Annotated in this window: 13 protein-coding genes; 6 read left to right on the top strand and 7 right to left on the bottom strand. The window is 71.0% G+C overall.

Annotation, left to right across the window (positions count from 1 at the left end; translation table 11 throughout):
* Window positions 1-32: 32 nt before the first annotated feature.
* On the bottom strand, window positions 33-1,751 hold the full coding sequence (locus ACIBJB_RS22510) for a S8 family peptidase (protein ID WP_398932870.1): 1,719 nt from the start codon (window positions 1,749-1,751) through the stop codon (window positions 33-35).
* A gap of 273 nt (window positions 1,752-2,024) precedes the next feature.
* On the opposite strand from ACIBJB_RS22510, the gene ACIBJB_RS22505 reads away from it, so the two are divergent.
* Entirely contained in the window at window positions 2,025-2,954 is a 930-nt protein-coding gene (locus tag ACIBJB_RS22505; protein WP_398932869.1) for an SMP-30/gluconolactonase/LRE family protein, read from the top strand.
* Between the two features lie 78 nt (window positions 2,955-3,032).
* Here the strand turns inward: ACIBJB_RS22505 and ACIBJB_RS22500 are convergent, their stop codons facing one another.
* Complete coding sequence (locus ACIBJB_RS22500; RefSeq protein WP_266526368.1) at window positions 3,033-4,043, bottom strand: PAC2 family protein; 1,011 nt, start codon at window positions 4,041-4,043, stop codon at window positions 3,033-3,035.
* A 266-nt stretch (window positions 4,044-4,309) separates the two neighbouring features.
* Window positions 4,310-4,981: a FadR/GntR family transcriptional regulator gene (locus tag ACIBJB_RS22495; protein WP_057614348.1), complete on the bottom strand. Its 672-nt coding sequence runs from the start codon at window positions 4,979-4,981 to the stop codon at window positions 4,310-4,312.
* Window positions 4,982-5,186: 205 nt separating this feature from the next.
* Between ACIBJB_RS22495 and mtnA the strand changes: the two genes are divergently transcribed.
* Window positions 5,187-6,218: an S-methyl-5-thioribose-1-phosphate isomerase gene (mtnA, locus tag ACIBJB_RS22490; protein ID WP_398932868.1), complete on the top strand. Its 1,032-nt coding sequence runs from the start codon at window positions 5,187-5,189 to the stop codon at window positions 6,216-6,218.
* 51 nt (window positions 6,219-6,269) lie between these two features.
* On the opposite strand, the gene mtnB is transcribed toward mtnA, so the two are convergent.
* The 3 genes from mtnB to ACIBJB_RS22475 are packed head-to-tail and all read right to left on the bottom strand — an operon-like array spanning window position 6,270 to window position 8,190.
* On the bottom strand, window positions 6,270-6,878 hold the full coding sequence (gene mtnB, locus ACIBJB_RS22485; RefSeq protein ID WP_398932867.1) for a methylthioribulose 1-phosphate dehydratase: 609 nt from the start codon (window positions 6,876-6,878) through the stop codon (window positions 6,270-6,272).
* Complete coding sequence (gene mtnC, locus ACIBJB_RS22480; protein ID WP_398932866.1) at window positions 6,875-7,594, bottom strand: acireductone synthase; 720 nt, start codon at window positions 7,592-7,594, stop codon at window positions 6,875-6,877. The genes mtnB and mtnC overlap by 4 nt, the downstream gene beginning before the upstream one ends.
* On the bottom strand, window positions 7,591-8,190 hold the full coding sequence (locus ACIBJB_RS22475; protein WP_398932865.1) for a 1,2-dihydroxy-3-keto-5-methylthiopentene dioxygenase: 600 nt from the start codon (window positions 8,188-8,190) through the stop codon (window positions 7,591-7,593). Before ACIBJB_RS22475 ends, mtnC begins: the two co-directional genes overlap by 4 nt.
* 552 nt (window positions 8,191-8,742) lie before the next feature.
* On the opposite strand from ACIBJB_RS22475, the gene ACIBJB_RS22470 reads away from it, so the two are divergent.
* Genes ACIBJB_RS22470 through mtnK form a run of 4 tightly spaced genes read left to right on the top strand, consistent with a single transcriptional unit; the run spans window position 8,743 to window position 13,619 of the window.
* The gene (locus ACIBJB_RS22470) at window positions 8,743-9,840 is read left to right on the top strand and encodes a substrate-binding domain-containing protein (RefSeq protein ID WP_398932864.1); all 1,098 of its coding nucleotides are present in this window, start codon (window positions 8,743-8,745) and stop codon (window positions 9,838-9,840) included.
* Window positions 9,827-11,359 carry a sugar ABC transporter ATP-binding protein gene (locus tag ACIBJB_RS22465; RefSeq protein ID WP_398932863.1) on the top strand — a complete coding sequence of 511 codons (1,533 nt, stop codon included), beginning with the start codon at window positions 9,827-9,829 and terminating at the stop codon, window positions 11,357-11,359. Before ACIBJB_RS22470 ends, ACIBJB_RS22465 begins: the two co-directional genes overlap by 14 nt.
* 35 nt (window positions 11,360-11,394) lie before the next feature.
* Window positions 11,395-12,441 (top strand): ABC transporter permease, encoded by a 1,047-nt coding sequence (locus ACIBJB_RS22460; RefSeq protein WP_398932862.1) that lies wholly within the window; start codon window positions 11,395-11,397, stop codon window positions 12,439-12,441.
* 8 nt (window positions 12,442-12,449) lie between these two features.
* Window positions 12,450-13,619, top strand: coding sequence for an S-methyl-5-thioribose kinase (gene mtnK, locus ACIBJB_RS22455; RefSeq protein WP_398932861.1), 1,170 nt, complete (start codon window positions 12,450-12,452; stop codon window positions 13,617-13,619).
* 88 nt (window positions 13,620-13,707) lie between these two features.
* Here the strand turns inward: mtnK and ACIBJB_RS22450 are convergent, their stop codons facing one another.
* Window positions 13,708-15,324, bottom strand: a complete 1,617-nt coding sequence (locus tag ACIBJB_RS22450; protein ID WP_398932860.1) for an FAD-dependent oxidoreductase — start codon at window positions 15,322-15,324, stop codon at window positions 13,708-13,710.
* Window positions 15,325-15,364: the final 40 nt, after the last annotated feature.

The following is a 15,364-nucleotide window of genomic DNA, read 5'->3' as shown; positions in this document are numbered from 1 at the left end:
TTTGATGTGACGGGACGTGCCGTGCCGGACCATCAACCGGTGATCACCAGGCCGACGATCTCGTCGTCCGAGAACCACACCCGGACGTCGGGCCGTCCGCCCGCGAAGGCGGTGTGCACCGCCTGCCGGATGTCGGGGGACGGGTGGTTGAGGTTGCGCCATGCGCCGGCCACGAACAGCCTCAGGCGCGGCGGGAGTTCACGGGGATAGGGCAGGAGCTCGTCCCAGTACCGCTCGGCCGGGCCCGAGCCGACCGCCTCCGGCAGCAGCCGGGTGACCGCCGCCTTGATGTCGGGACGGTTGCCGATCCGCTGCGAGGCGGGACGGCCCGGTGCGTCCTGCTGCGGGGAGCCCGTGGCGCGCAGCACCGCACGGGCGCGCTCCGGGGACATCGGCGGCTGGCCGGCCGCCTTGAGCATGCCCTGCAGCGCGGCCAGCGCGCCGACCACCACCGGGGAGGCGGAGGAGGTCCCGGAGAACGTGTCCGTGTACCAGGCGATCTCCTCGGGCCCGCCCTGAAGGTCGCCGGGCCTGTCCCAGAAGCCGCCGGTGGTCGTGACCTCGCGTCCCCAGCCCTGCGCGTCCACGCGCGCGCCGTAGTTGGAGAACGCCAGGCGAGAGCGGTCCGGGCCGTGGTCGCGTCCGTGGGTGCCGGGCGGCGGGGCGCCCGCGCCGACCAGGACGGCGCCGGAGGACTGGTTGGAGGGGTTGAACGGGTTGCGCCACCACCCGGGGAACGCGTCGGGGCGGCGCTCGTAGACGGCGTCGTCGAGGGAGTCGCCGCCGTTGCCCGCGGCCGCCACGACGAGAACGCCCTTGGCGGTCGCGTACCGGACGGCCGCGTAGTCGTCCGGCCACCACTCGAGCGCGATGTAGCCCCTCTGGTCGTCACGGATCTCGTGGTCGAACCGCGGTCCGGGGCGGTGCAGTTCGACCAGGACGACGTCACCGGGGCCGAGCCGGTCGGCCGCCGCCTGGATCGCGGCGGCCGTGCCGATGCCCTGGAAGGACGCGGCCGCGGTCACCGCCTCCGGCACGATCCCGGTCACGCCGCGCTCGCCCGGGTCACCGCCGATGACGCCGATCACGGCGGTGCCGTGGTTGCGCCAGGCCAGGTCGGTCAGTGGGGTGCCGACGACCACGCCGGCGAGCTTGGCCGCCAGGTCCTCGTGGCCCAGCTGCCAGGCGCCCTCGACGTCGATCACGGTCACCCCCTGACCCGTCCCACCGGGGCGCTGCCAGGCCCAGTGGGCGTCGATCCCCTCGGGCGCGGCACGCAGATAGCCCTGCCTGCTGGTGAAGTCGGGTGTGACGGGCGCGCCCTCCTTCAGCCGGCGGTCGTCGTCCACCGTCGCGGGCACGGCGGGCGGTTTGACGTACGCCGTGTCGATGCCCGGCAGCGCGGCGATCCGCGCCCGCAGTTCCTCCGCCCGGTCCGCTCCGCCGCGCACCCGGTAGAACCGTGCGAGATCGGGCACGTCCTCGGCGCCCGGGACGGCCGACTGCTGCAGTCGCTCCTCGCTGCCGAACAGCGGCTCCAGGGCCAGCTGTTCGTCGCTGAGGAACATGTTGAGGGCCGACACGTCCGCGCCCGCCGCGGAGCGGACACCCTCGGCCCCGGCACGCAGCCGGGCCTCGGGGCGGGCGACGACGATCAGTTCCTGTTCGGCTCCCCGGTAGGTGAATCCCGCTCCGTCGGGGCCCGGCCCGGCGGCTCCCGGGCCCTGTGGCGGCTGTACCTGCTCGGTCATCGGGTACCGCTCCCTTCGTCCGTGCGGGTTCTGCGGGTGCCTTCAGTGCCTTCCGGGGGACAACCAAGCACCGCAACGGCGGCTCGTCCAGCCCTGATTCGCCAACTCGGTTTAGAAACAAGTTGATTGGGTAACGTGTGCAATCCGTCCGGAAACCGATGTCACGCCACAATCCGGCCAAAGGCTGTGGAGACAGCCGTCATGTGATGGGGTGGGAGCCTCGCTCACCCGTTCGGCCGGCCGTGTGCCGGCCCCCTTGCGGAAGGACGCACCGTGGCACTCGCAGACCGCTCCTTCGCACGTCGCACACTCCTGACCACGACCACCGCGCTGACCGGAGCGGCCCTGCTCGGCGGCACCGCGCACGCGGCCGAGACCCGGCAGGCCGCGTGGCCCGCGCAGTTCCCCCTGCCCGACGGCTTCCAGCCCGAGGGCATCACCATCGGCTCCCAGCCGTACGCCTACTTCGGCTCCCTGGCGAACGGAGACATCTACCGGGCGAGCCTCGCCACCGGCCGCGGCAAGATCGTCGCCAAGGGCGCCGGACGCCCGACGGTCGGCCTGAAGATCGACCGGCACGGCAGACTCTTCCTCGCCGGCGGCGACAGCGGCGAGATACGGACCGTCGACGCCCGCTCCGGCGAGACCGAGCAGGTGTACGCCACCGGCGGCACCTTCGTGAACGACGTGATCCTCACCCCGGGCGCCGCCTGGTTCACCGACTCCTTCAAGCCGGTGCTCTACAAGCTGGCCAAGGGCGCGGTGACGACCGTACCGCTGACCGGGGACTGGCAGCAGGGGCCCGACTTCACCGCCAACGGCATCGAGCGCACCCCCGACGGCCGCGCCCTGCTCGTGGTGAACGACTTCGCGAACGGCGGCGGTCTCATGCGGGTCGACCCGCGCACCGGCGCCGCCCGCGCCGTCGACCTGGGCGCGGCGAAACTCCCCAACGGCGACGGCCTGCTCCTGCTCGGCCGGATCCTCTACGCCGTCCAGCAGCAGCAGAACGCGATCGACGTGTTCCGGCTGAACGACGCCGGCACCCGGGGCACCGCGATCACCCGCATCACCGACCCGCGCTTCCGCATCCCGACGACGGTGGCGGCCTGGGGCGGGCGCCTGTATCTGCCCAACGCGCGCTTCGACGTGGAGCCGACGCCCACCACCGATTACGACGCCGTGGCGGTGCGGCAGGTCTGACACGGCTGAGGGCGGTGCGCATCCCGCGCACCGCCCTCACGCCCCTGTCCTGGCCCGGCCCTCGGTCCCGTCCTCGGCTCAGTCCTCCGACGACGAGTCCTCGTCGTCCGTCTCCGGTTCCGTCTCGGCCTCGGCCTCCGGCTTCGGCGGCTTGGGAGGCTTCGCCCGACCGCCGGGGCTGTCCCGCAGATAGGCCGCGCTGTCACTGCCGTCCGCGGTCGCGTGACCGCCCGGCTGCCCCGGCTGGCCGCCGTCCCGGCGCCGCAGATACCGCTCGAACTCCCGGGCGATCGCCTCGCCCGAGGCCTCCGGCAGCTCCGCGGTGTCCCGGGCCTCCTCCAGCGTCTGGACGTACTCCGCGACCTCGGTGTCCTCGGCGGCCAGCTGGTCCACGCCCACCTGCCAGGCGCGCGCGTCCTCGGCCAGCTCGCCCAGCGGGATCCGTACGTCGATCAGGTCCTCCAGACGGTTCAGGAGGGCCAGCGTCGCCTTCGGGTTCGGCGGCTGCGACACGTAGTGCGGTACGGCCGCCCACAGCGACACCGCGGGCACGCCCGCGTGGGTGCAGGCCTCCTGGAGGATGCCGACGATGCCCGTGGGGCCCTCGTACTTGGTCTCCTCCAGGTCCATCCGCTGGGCCAGGTCCGCATCGGACGTGGTCCCGCTGATCGGAACCGGACGGGTGTGCGGGGTGTCGCCGAGCAGCGCGCCCAGGATCACCACCAGCTCCACGCCCAGTTCGTGGGCGAAGCCCAGCAGCTCGTTGCAGAACGAGCGCCATCGCATCGACGGTTCGATGCCCCGGACGAGTACCAGGTCACGCGGCTTGTCACCGCCGACGCGGACCACCGACAACCTTGTCGTCGGCCACGTGATCTTGCGCACTCCGCCGTCCAGCCACACGGTGGGGCGGTTCACCTGGAAGTCGTAGTAGTCCTCGGCGTCGAGCGCCGCGAACACCTCGCCCTTCCACTCCTTGTCCAGATGTGCGACCGCGGTGGAGGCGGCGTCGCCGGCGTCGTTCCAGCCCTCGAACGCGGCCACCATGACCGGGTCGATCAGCTCGGGAACCCCCTCGAGCTCGATCACCCAGCGCCTCCTTCCGACGTGCCCTCGCTTAACGCACCAACCTTACGGCGTCCGGCGGGGGCGCCCGCAGCCCCCTTGCACGGGGGAGTGAACGGATCACTGCCCCGTTCGCCCCCCTGAAACACCCGGGCCTTCCACCCGGCAAGCCGTCCCGGCCCCGGGGTGCGGGCCGTGTCGACATGCGACTCCGCCGCGTGGGCGCGACCGGCCGCAACGAGTCGGCACCCGCACAAGGACGCGCACCCCTGCCGTCCCCGCCGCGACACTCACAGAGTGGATCGCAGCCACTGCTCCACGCTCGCGATGTGCACCGTCGCCCACGACCGGGCCGCCTCGCCGTCCCGGTCGCGCAGGGCGGCGAGGATCGCGCGGTGCTCGTGCAGGGTGCGGCTGACCGCGTCCTCCTGGGTCAGTCCGCGCCAGATACGGGCCCGGGTGGTGGGACCTGACAGCCCGTCAAGAAGCGAGCAGAGTACGGAGTTTCCGGAGCTCTGGACGATCCCGCGGTGGAAGTCCAGGTCGCAGGCCACCAGCTCCTCCACCGACGGGCTGTCGCCGAGCTTGTCCAACTGGGCGGAGAGCGCGTCGATCTGCTGCTCGCTGATCCGGGAGGCGGCCATCGCCGTGGCGGCCGGCTCCAGGATGCGGCGCACGGCCAGGAACTCCAGGACCGTGTCGTCGCGGTGGAAGTCGACGACGAAGCTCATCGCCTCCAGCAGGAGTTGCGGGTCCAGGCTGGTCACATACGTGCCGTCGCCCTGCCGTACGTCCAGGATGCGGATCAGGGACAGCGCCCGCACGGCCTCGCGCAGCGAGTTGCGGGACAGCCCCAGCTCGGAGGCGAGCTCGCTCTCCTTGGGGAGCCGGTCGCCGGGGCGCAGCGCGCCAGAGACGATCATGCCCTTGATTTTCTCGATCGCCTCGTCGGTGACAGCCATGTCCGGCCTCCTTCTCGCCCCGCATTGCGCTGAGACGTCGGATGTCTCAGCTCATTATGAGGTCACCTCAGACGAGCGCCTCCGGATCGGCGATCACGGTCCTGTGAACCCCACTTTTCAAACACTTGTACGACTATCTCGAACAATGGTTCCCCCAGGTCATGTACGGTGACAAGACTCACCGGAACACCAGGAGTATCCCGAAATGCCCCAGGAACTGCGCGCTGTCGAATGGACCGGATCCGGCCTCGCGCTCATCGATCAGACGCTGCTTCCGCACCGCGCCGAGACGAGGGATGTCCGCGATGTGGACACCTTGGTCGATGCGGTCCAGCGCCTCGTGGTGCGGGGCGCGCCCGCGATCGGGGCGGCGGGGGCCTACGGTGTCGCGCTGGCTCTCCTGCAGGGGGAGCGGGAGGGATGGTCGGACGCCGAGGTGCGGGCGGCCGTCGCCCGCGTCCGGGAGGCCCGGCCCACCGCCGTCAACCTCATGGTGTGCGTGGACCGGGTCATGACCCGGTTCGGCGAGGGGCTCGACGCGGTGCTCGAGGAGGCCGCGGCGGTGCAGCGCGAGGACGTCTCGGCGAACCGCGCGATGGGCGCCTACGGCGCGGACTGGCTGCTGGAACGGGTCGGTGGGGACCGCCCGTTGAGGATCCTGACGCACTGCAACACGGGCGCCCTGGCAACGGCCGGGTGGGGGACGGCGCTCGGCGTCATCCGTGAACTGCACGCGCGCGGACTCCTGGAGGTCGTCTACGCCGACGAGACGCGTCCCCTGCTGCAGGGATCGCGGCTGACCGCCTGGGAGTTGGTCCAGGAGGGCATCCCGCACTACGTCCAGGCGGACGGGGCCGCGGCAGGAACGATCCTGCGCGGGGAGGTCGACGCGGCGATCGTCGGGGCGGACCGCATCGCGGCGAACGGTGACACGGCGAACAAGGTGGGCACCGTGGGCGTCGCCCTGGCCTGCGCCGACGCGGGCATCCCATTCCTGGTGGCGGCACCGACGACCACGGTGGACCTTTCCACCGCGACCGGCGACGAGATCCACATCGAACTCCGCGGCGAGGCGGAGGTGCTGGAGTGGGGTGGGATACGGACGGCTCCGGCACAGTCCCGCGGCCACAACCCGGCCTTCGACGTGACCCCGGGGCGCCTGGTGACGGGGCTGGTGACCGAGCGGGGCGTGCTGGAGGTCTCGGCGGGCGAACTCCCGGGCGACCGGCTGAAGTAGCCCCCCGGACAGCGGCAGGGATCCCCGGCACCGGGGATCCCTTCTCCCGTGTCAGCGGCCCGTCAGCTCCAACTCCAGCAGCCACTCCACCACTTCGGTGTGATGCCGGGCCTGCCGGGGATCCGCACCCCACACGTACAGCCCGTGCCCGGCCACGACTACCGCCGGCATCCGGGGGTCCCGCGCCGCCTCCAGGCGGTCCCCGAGCACCTTCATGTCCTGGCTGTTGGCGATGACCGGCAGGGTCACCTCGACGTCGTGGGCCGGCTGGCCGACGCCCTTCAGCATCTCCAGGTCCTTGAAGACGATCCCGCCCGGGTGCCGGTGCCCCATCGCGACGGAGGCGACCGTGTGGACGTGCACCACGGCACCCGCCCCGGTCAACGCGGCGACCCGCGCGTGCAGTTCGGCCTCCGCCGACGGCTTGCCGCCGTGCACCGCGGCACCCCGGCCGTCCACCAGCACCACGTCCGCGGGCGTCAGTTCACCCTTGTCGTGGCCGCTGGCGGTGACGGCGAGCCGCAGCGGATCACGGGAGAGCACCACCGACAGGTTCCCGGACGTCCCCCGCATCCAGCCGAACGAGGCGAAACGGGCGGACTCGGCGGCGAGGACCGCCCCCGCCTCCTCGAGGTCGAGTGCGCTGATGTCGGCGGTCACGAAGTGCTCCTTGAAACGGTGATCTCGTCGAACGTCCCCACCGCAGCGTGGTCGCCGACGCCTTGCTCGAAGTACGGCTCCCCGGGCCGCCGTATCCCGACGGCATGCCAGCCCGCCGCACGGGCCGCGTCCAACTCGCCGGGGCGGTCGGAGAGGAAGAGGAGCTTCGCGGGCTCGATGCCCGTCGACCCGGAGATACGGCGGTACGACTCCGCCTCCTGCTTGGGCCCGGCGTTCTCGGTGTCGTAGAGGCCGGAGAGCAGCGACGTGAGGTCGCCCTCGGGACTGTGGGTGAACCAGGCCCGCTGCGCGGCGACGGACCCGGACGAGTAGACGTAGAGCCGCACGCCCGAGGAGTGCCAGGCGCGCAACTCCGGTACGACGTCGTCGTAGAAGTGCGAGACGAGGTCGCCGCGGGCGAAGCCCTCGGCCCAGACGAGGCCCTGCAGGGTCTTGAGCGGGGTCGCCTTGCGGTCCTCGTCGAGCCAGGCGTTCAGCGCCTTCTCGACCCGTACGGCGTCGGCCCCGGGTTCGCCGATCGCCTCGCGTACCTGGGCGACGGCCCGCGCCACCTCGGGGTCGCCGGACCGCTCGGAGAGCAGTGCGGCGAACCGTGAGCGCGCGTACGGGTAGAGCACGTCGACGACGAACCCCGTGGCGCTCGTGGTGCCCTCGATGTCGAGCACCACGGCGTCGACGGTGTGGCGCAACGTCATGCGGCGGCCCTGTCGGCCTCGTAGCCCGCCGCGATGGTGTCGTAGTCCGGGAAGCGGGAGGCGATGGTGGAGCCGGTGAAGGTGCCGATCCAGCCGTCCTCCTCGTGGAAGAAGCGGATCGCGGTGAAGGACGGGTTGGTGCCCATGTCGAACCAGTGGGTGGTGCCGCGCGGGACGCCGAGGAGATCGCCCTTCTCGCAGAAGACCGCGTGCACCTCGCCGCCCACGTGCAGGTAGAAGATGCCCGAGCCGGAGACGAAGAAGCGGACCTCGTCATCGTCGTCGTGCGTGTGCTCCTGGAGGAACTTCTCGCGGGCCGCCTTGGCCTTCGCCGGGAACTCCGGGTCCTCGCTGGGGTGCAGACCGAGGACGTCGACGGTGGTGAAGCCCTCCTCGGCGTTCAGCTTGTCGATCTCGGGGCGGTAGGCGGCGAACACCGTCTCGCTGTCGGCGTCGAACGGAACGTCCGCACGGACCGGCCACTGCTCGTAGCGCACACCGATCGGCTTCAGCGCCGCCGCGATCTCGGCGGGGTCCGAGGTGCGGCGGACCAGGGTCTCGGGGCCGGACTCGGACCAGGTGGTCAGTAGCGTCATGGGAGCAACTCCAGGATTCTGGAAGGAAAGTCCGGATACCGAGACAAGCACCGGACGGGCGGGGCAGGAAGAGGGGGCGGCGGAAGACGGTCGGCGGCGGTCGGTCAGCCGCGACAGGGCGCGCCGGGACAGCGGTGCATGCGGGGCATACACGTCGCTTTCGCGCCATGGGGGTGCCCCCGCTCGAGCGAAGTCGAGAGTGGGGGAGTCGTCATCGGGCCTCACGGTGCCGGGTCGGGTGCCGGTCCTGCGATGGTAACTCCAGGCAGGAAGGCGGCCCGGTGTGACCTAGTCGTCGTCTCACCTGCTGAGAAAGCGGTTCCATATCTTTGACGTGTGGCTGAAAACGTTCTCATGATCTGCGTATGAAGACGCTGCTGCTCGTGCGGCGGCTGTACGTGGACTTGCTCCGGTCGACCACAGCCAGCTGTCGCTGACCCCTCCCGGAGCCCTCGCGCGCCCACGCCACCCTGACATCGGTGGCGCATTCCTTTCGCTCGCTCCGGGACCCGCACTCCCGCTGTCTTCCTCATCCCGTACCTGGAGCCCCTCATGTCCCGTGCCCGCCTCCCGCTCGCCGCGCTCTCGCTGGCCTCCGTCTTCGCCCTCGTGCTCTCCGGCTGCTCGCAGTCCTCGGACGCGTCGACGAACACCGGCGACACCGCCGCCTCCGCCTCGGCCGCCACCGGCAAGAAGCCCGCCCCCTTCAGCGCGGGCGCGGTCAAGGTGGCCCTGGTCCGGCAGAGCGGCGCCGGCGACTACTTCGAGCAGTGGGGCAACGGCGCCAAGGCCCAGGCCAAGGCCCTCGGCATCGACCTCACCGTGTACGACGCCCAGGCCGACAACGCCAAGCAGGCCACCGACCTGTCCTCGGCGATCAACTCCGGCGCCAAGGCGATCATCATCGACCACGGCTTCCCGGCGACGATCCAGCCGGAGATCGACAAGGCCGTGAAGAAGGGCATCAAGGTCGTCGTCTACGACGTCGAGACGCCCACCAAGGGCGTGGTGAGCACCGAGCAGGACGACGCGAGCATGGCCCAGGCCGTCCTCGACGTGATGGCGAAGGACCTCGGCAAGAACGCCAAGGTCGGCTACGTCAACGTCGCCGGCTACGCCGCCCTCGACAAGCGGAACACCGTCTGGGCGAAGGAACTCGCCGCGCAGGGCTGGAAGCAGCAGTTCAAGGTCGGCAAGGTCACCGACTCCACGGCCACCGACAACGTTCCCCTGGTCTCCGCCGCGCTCACCCAGCACTCGGACGTGACCGGCGTGTTCGCCCCCTACGACGAACTCGCCAAGGGCACGGTCCTCGCCGTCCAGAACAAGAAGCTCCAGGACAAGGTGAAGGTCTTCGGCGCCGACGTCTCCAACGCCGACATCCAGCAGATGACCGCCGCCGACAGCCCCTGGGTCGCCACCGCGGGCACCGACCCGTCCGCGGTCGGCGCCGCCGTCGTCCGCACGGCCGCCCTGGAGCTGGCCGGTCAACTGAACAAGACCTCGGTGGAGTTCCCGGCCGTCGCCATCACCCAGGACTTCCTGCGCGAGAAGAAGATCGAGAACATGGACCAGCTGCGTCAGGCACTGCCCGCGCTGAATCTGTCGCAGGTGTCGACCGCCGACTGGATCTCGAATGTCGCCCACTGAGCGGCCTTATGAGGAGGTTCCCGCGGTCGGTCTCACCGACGTCAGCATGGCCTTCGGCGGCAAGACCGTCCTCGCCTCCGTCACCCTCGACATCGCCCCGGGCAGCGTGACCGCGCTGCTCGGCGCGAACGGCGCAGGCAAGTCCACGCTGATCAAGATCCTGTCGGGCGTGCACTCCGGCCACGGGGGCCAGGTGCGGGTCGCGGGGGAGACCGCGGCTCTCCAGTCCCCGCTCGCCGCCCGGCAGTTGGGCATCCAGACCGTGCACCAGCGCATCGGCGAGGGCATCGTGCCGGGCCTCTCGGTCGCCGAGAACCTGGTCTTCGAGGAGCTGGCGCAGAAGCGCGGGAACCCGTTCCTGAACGGGCGCCGGGTCCTGGCGCGCGCCCGCGAGATCCAGGCAGGTCTCGATCTCGGCTGGAGCGATGCGGTGCTGCGCCGCGAGGTGAGCGAACTCGGCATCTCCGACCGCCAGTTGCTGATCCTCGCCCGCGCCCTCGCGACCCGCCCACGACTGCTGATCCTCGACGAACCGACCTCCGCCCTGTCCGCCGCCGAGGCCCGACGCCTCTTCGCACTCGTCGAGAGGATGCGGGACGACGCCATAGCGGTCCTCTACGTCTCCCACCGCCTCGGCGAGATCGACGCGCTCGCCGACCGCCTGGTCGTCCTGCGGGACGGCCGTCTCACCGAGGACCAGGCCGAGCCCTTCGACTGGGACAGCGCCCTGCGCGCAATGCTCGCCCAGGCCCAGGAGGCGACGACGGCACGGCCGGTGCGGGAAGGCGTCGAGGGCGAGGTCGCCCTCTCGCTGCGCGGCGTGCAGCTCTTCGAGGGCCGTTCGCTCGACCTCGACCTGCGCACCGGCGAAGTCACCGGAGTCGTGGGCCTGCTGGGCGCGGGCAAGACCGAACTGGCCCGCGGCCTGTTCGGCGCCGAGCCGTTCGCGGCCGGGTCCGTCCACCTGGACGGCACACCGTACGCGCCGAAAAGGCCCTCCGACGCGATCCGCAAGCGCGTCCACCTCGTCCCCGAGGACCGGCACGCCGACGCGCTCGTCCCCGGCTGGACCCTGGCCCAGAACATCTCGCTGCCGTTCCTGAAGTCGCTGTCCAGGACGGGACTGGTGAACACGGCCAAGGAGGACGCCCTCGGCCGCCACACCATCGAGGCGCTCGGCGTCGTCGCCCGTGACGAGCACAGCACCGTGGAGGAACTCTCCGGCGGCAACCAGCAGAAGGTAGTCGTGGGCCGCTGGCTCGCCCGGACCCCTCGTGTCCTGATCCTGGACGAGCCGTTCCGAGGCGTGGACATCGGCGCCCGCCGGGACATCGGCCGCCGTGCCAGGGCCCTGGCCGCCGAGGGCGCCGCCGTCCTCGTGCTGTCGGCCGACGTCGACGAGGTCCTCGAGATCGCCGACCGGGTCGTCGTGCTCGCCGCCGGAGAGATCCACCTCGACGCCTACGGCGAGGACGCGCAACGCGACCGCGTCATCCAGACCATCTCCGCGTCCGTGTGACCGGCTCCCGCCCCGGCTCCCTGAGGAACTACCCCATGACCACCACCCAGAGCACCGAGGTCCCCACGAAGTCGGCGACCGCGTCGGCGACCTCGACCGCCGTACGCGTCCAGAACGCCGTCATCAAGTACGGCTTCATCTTCGTCACGGTCGCGCTGTTCCTGTACTTCGCGCTGAGCGAGGGCTCCTTCCGCGAGTCGGCGACCCTCCTCGACACCCTCCGCTACGTCTCCGTCGCCGCGATCCTCGGCCTCGGCGTCACCCTCACCATGGCCGTCGGCGGAATGGACATGTCCGTCGGCGCGGTCGCGGGCCTCGGCGTCTCGGTCGCCGCCCAGACGATGGTCGTCTTCAACCAGGTCGGCACGGTCGCCATCCTCGCGGTGCTGGCGGCGGGCGCCCTCGCCGGCCTCCTCAACGCCCTGCTGATCGTCGTACTGAAGATCCCCGACATGCTCGCCACCCTCGGCACCATGTTCGTCATCCAGGGCAGCAAGCTCATCCTGGTCGACGGCCAGTCCATCACCCCCGGCATGACCCTCGACGACGGCACCACGGCCCCCGGCAGGTTCACCGCCGGCTTCCTGAAGATCGACCGCGGCACGGTCCTCGGCATCCCCATCTCGGTCCTCGTCTTCGGCGGCCTGACGGTCGCCGCCTGGGTCTTCCTCGCCCGCACCCGCTGGGGCCGCGTGCTGTACGCCATCGGCGCCAACCCCGAGGCCTCCCGCCTGGCCGGCATCCGCGTCGGCGCGTACCGGGCCCTGGCCTACGTCCTCTCCGGCGTCCTCGCCTCGATCGGCGGCCTGATCCTGGCCGCCCGCATCGGCCAGGGCGACGTCTCCGCCGGAACCTCCCAGCTGCTCGAGGCGGTGGCCGTGGCGCTGGTCGGCACCTCCGTGCTGGGCCGGGGCCGCCCCAACGTCTGGGGCACGGCCCTCGGAGCGGTGCTCATCGGCATCATCACCACCGGCCTGACCATCAAGGGCCTGCCGTACTACACCCAGGACGTCGTCGAGGGCGCGGTCCTCATCCTCGCCCTGGTGTTCAGCTTCACCCTGTCCAAGCGCCGTACGTCCTAAGGAGACACATGGGCTACCGCATCCTGGAGACCGACGACATCCCGGCGTACCTGAGCGAGCGCGGCCACTGGGAGGACCTGGGCGACATCGCCGTCCGGGAGGTCTCCGACGGCAACATGAACCGCGTCTTCCTCGCCTCCTCGGCCGACGGCACCCGCAGCCTCGCCGTGAAGCAGGCCCTGCCCTGGGTGCGGGTGGCGGGCCCGTCCTGGCCGATGAACCCGGACCGCGCCGACGCCGAGGCCCGCGCCTACGAGCAGATCGCCAAGGTCGCCCCCGACGAGATCCCGGCGGTCCACGGCTACGACCCCGAGAACTACGCGCTCGTCATGGAGGACATGTCGGACCTGGAGGTCCTGCGCACCCTCCTGAACGAGGGAGCGTCGTACGGCTCCCACACCTCGGCCCGCATCGGCGAACTGGTCGCCCGGCTCTCCTTCGCCACGAGCGACTTCGGCATGCCGTCGGCGGAGCGCAAGGCGCTGATCGCGGCCTCGGTGAGCCCGGAGCTCTGCAAGATCACGGAAGACGTGGTGTTGTCGGAGCCGTACCTCGAGCACGAGCACAACCACTGGCACGAGGGCGTGGCCGACCTGGCGGTGTCCTTCCGGGCGGACCCGGAGCTCCGCACGGAGGTGGCCGAACTCAGGCACCTGTTCATGACCGGCGCCCAGGCCCTCCTGCACGGTGACCTGCACACCGGCAGCGTCATGGTCGGCACCCGTGACGGCGCCCCCGTGGTGCGGGTCTTCGACCCCGAGTTCTCCTTCGTGGGGCCCATCGGCTTCGACCTGGGCCTGTACTGGGCCAACGCCCTGGTCTCGGAGGAACGGGCCCGCGCGCTGGGCGGCCTGACGGACCACGCCGACCAACTCCGGCTGTCCTGGGAGGCTTTCGAGACGGGGTTCCGCCGCCTGTGGCCGGCCCGGGTGGACACGTTCTTCGACGACGCCTACCTGGACCGCTTCCTGAGGAAGGTCTGGACGGAGTCCCTCGGCTACGCGGGCGCGGAGATCATCCGCAGGATCATCGGCTTCGCCCACCTGACCGACCTGACGACACTGGAGGACCCGGTCCAGGCGTCACGCAGGGCACTGCTCATCGGCCGCGAACTGATCGTGAATCGCCGGGAGTTGACGGACGTGGGAGCCGTGCGGGCGGTCGTAGAGGCTGTGTAGACGGGGCCGCGTCGACTCGCGGCTCTCAAGAAAGGCTCTCAAAAAAGGGCGGCCCCTCGACGAGGAGCCGCCCTTCCCGTGTCACCGCTCACTTCTTGTCGAGCAGATCCTGAACCTTCGCCCGCACGTCGTCCGTGGCAAGCCCGCGAATCGTCAACGTGGTCCTGCGCCGCAGCACGTCGTCCGCGGTCTCGGCCCATTCGTTGTCCCGCGCGTAGACGACCTGCGCCCAGATCTCCGGCGCGTCCGGATGCACCCGCTGACCCAGTTCGGGGCTCTCGTTGGCCAGTCGGGCGATGTCGAAGGCCAACGATCCGTAGTGCGTGGCCAGATGCTTCGCCGTGTCGGCGGCCATGCGCGGGCCCGGTGCCGGGTTGTCCACCAGCAGTCGGTGCGCGATCGCGCGCGGGTTGGCGACACCGGGCAGCGGAAGCTTCTTCGGCAGGGAGGAGATGGGCTCGAAGTCGTCGCCCAGCGGAGCGCCCGGCAGCGCCTCCAGCTTCTGCATGACCGTACGGCCGATGTGCCGGAAGGTCGTCCACTTGCCGCCCGCGACGGACAGCATGCCGCCCCGGCCCTCCGTGACCACGGTCTCCCGCTTGGCCTTCGCCGTGTCACCGGGCCCGCCCGGCAGCACACGCAGACCCGCGAAGGAGTACGTGATCAGGTCGCGGGACAACTGCTGGTCGCGGACGGAGAACGCGGCCTCGTCGAGTATCTGGGCCGTGTCCTTCTCGGTGACCGCGACCTCGGCCGGGTCGCCCTCGAACTCCTCGTCGGTCGTACCGAGCAGGAGCATGTCCTCCCACGGGAGGGCGAAGGTGATCCGGTACTTGTCGATCGGGGTGGCCAGCGCGGCCTTCCACGGAGACGTCCGCTTCAGGACCAGGTGCGCGCCCTTGGACAGACGGATGGACGGAGCCGCGTTCGGGTCCTCCATCTTGCGCAGGTGGTCGACCCACGGCCCGGTCGCGTTCAGCACGAGCCGCGCGTTCACGCCGAACTCGTCACCGGACTGCCGGTCGCGCAGATCCGCGCCCGTCACCCGGCCCTTGGTGAACCTCAGGCCGGTCACCTCGGCGTGGTTGAGCACGACCGCGCCCGCCTCGACGGCCGCGCGGACGGTCATCAGCGCCATGCGCGCGTCGTTCATCTGGTCGTCGCCGTACACGGCCACGGCCTTGAGGTTCTCGGTGCGCAGCTCGGGCACGTCCTGCGCCGCCTTGGCGGGGGACAGGAGGTGACCGACGCCGTCACCGAACGCGGAGAGCGCGGAGTAGGCGAAGACGCCCGCCCCGAGCTTCGCGGCGCCGTGCGGCCCGCCCTTGTACACGGGGAGGTAGAAGGTGAGCGGGTTCGCCAGGTGGGGAGCCACCTGGCGGGAGACCGCACGGCGCTCGAAGTGGTTCTCCGCCACCAGCCGCACCGCGCCGGTCTGCAGATAGCGCAGACCGCCGTGGAGCAGCTTGGAGGAGGCGGAGGAGGTGGCGCCGGCGAAGTCGCCGGCGTCGACCAGAGCCACCCTGAGGCCGGACTGCGCGGCGTGCCAGGCGGTGGAGATGCCCAGGATGCCGCCGCCGATCACGAGAAGGTCGTACGACGCCTTGGAGAGCTGCTCCCGGGTCTCGGCGCGGCTCGGGTGGGAGCCGGAGGCCGGGCGCGTACCGAGGGCAGGCACGGACTGCAGGGTGGACTGACTGGTCATGTGGGGTTCTTACTCCTCGTCAGAGCTGTTGAGGGGGTGT

Source organism: Streptomyces sp. NPDC050759 (genome assembly GCF_044456945.1).
Classification (GTDB): domain Bacteria; phylum Actinomycetota; class Actinomycetes; order Streptomycetales; family Streptomycetaceae; genus Streptomyces.
The sequence above is the reverse complement of the archived record's forward strand: the minus strand, read 5'-3'. Positions and strand labels throughout refer to the sequence as shown.

Excerpts from the sequence above, each read along its gene's own strand:
- ACIBJB_RS22510 (WP_398932870.1), bottom strand. The coding sequence starts at position 1,751 with ATGACCGAGCAGGTACAGCCGCCACAGGGCCCGGGAGCCGCCGGGCCG.
- ACIBJB_RS22495 (WP_057614348.1), bottom strand. The coding sequence starts at position 4,981 with ATGGCTGTCACCGACGAGGCGATCGAGAAAATCAAGGGCATGATCGTC.
- mtnA (WP_398932868.1), top strand. The coding sequence starts at position 5,187 with ATGCCCCAGGAACTGCGCGCTGTCGAATGGACCGGATCCGGCCTCGCG.
- mtnC (WP_398932866.1), bottom strand. The coding sequence starts at position 7,594 with ATGACGTTGCGCCACACCGTCGACGCCGTGGTGCTCGACATCGAGGGC.
- ACIBJB_RS22475 (WP_398932865.1), bottom strand. The coding sequence starts at position 8,190 with ATGACGCTACTGACCACCTGGTCCGAGTCCGGCCCCGAGACCCTGGTC.
- ACIBJB_RS22470 (WP_398932864.1), top strand. The coding sequence starts at position 8,743 with ATGTCCCGTGCCCGCCTCCCGCTCGCCGCGCTCTCGCTGGCCTCCGTC.
- ACIBJB_RS22465 (WP_398932863.1), top strand. The coding sequence starts at position 9,827 with ATGTCGCCCACTGAGCGGCCTTATGAGGAGGTTCCCGCGGTCGGTCTC.
- ACIBJB_RS22460 (WP_398932862.1), top strand. The coding sequence starts at position 11,395 with ATGACCACCACCCAGAGCACCGAGGTCCCCACGAAGTCGGCGACCGCG.
- mtnK (WP_398932861.1), top strand. The coding sequence starts at position 12,450 with ATGGGCTACCGCATCCTGGAGACCGACGACATCCCGGCGTACCTGAGC.
- ACIBJB_RS22450 (WP_398932860.1), bottom strand. The coding sequence starts at position 15,324 with ATGACCAGTCAGTCCACCCTGCAGTCCGTGCCTGCCCTCGGTACGCGC.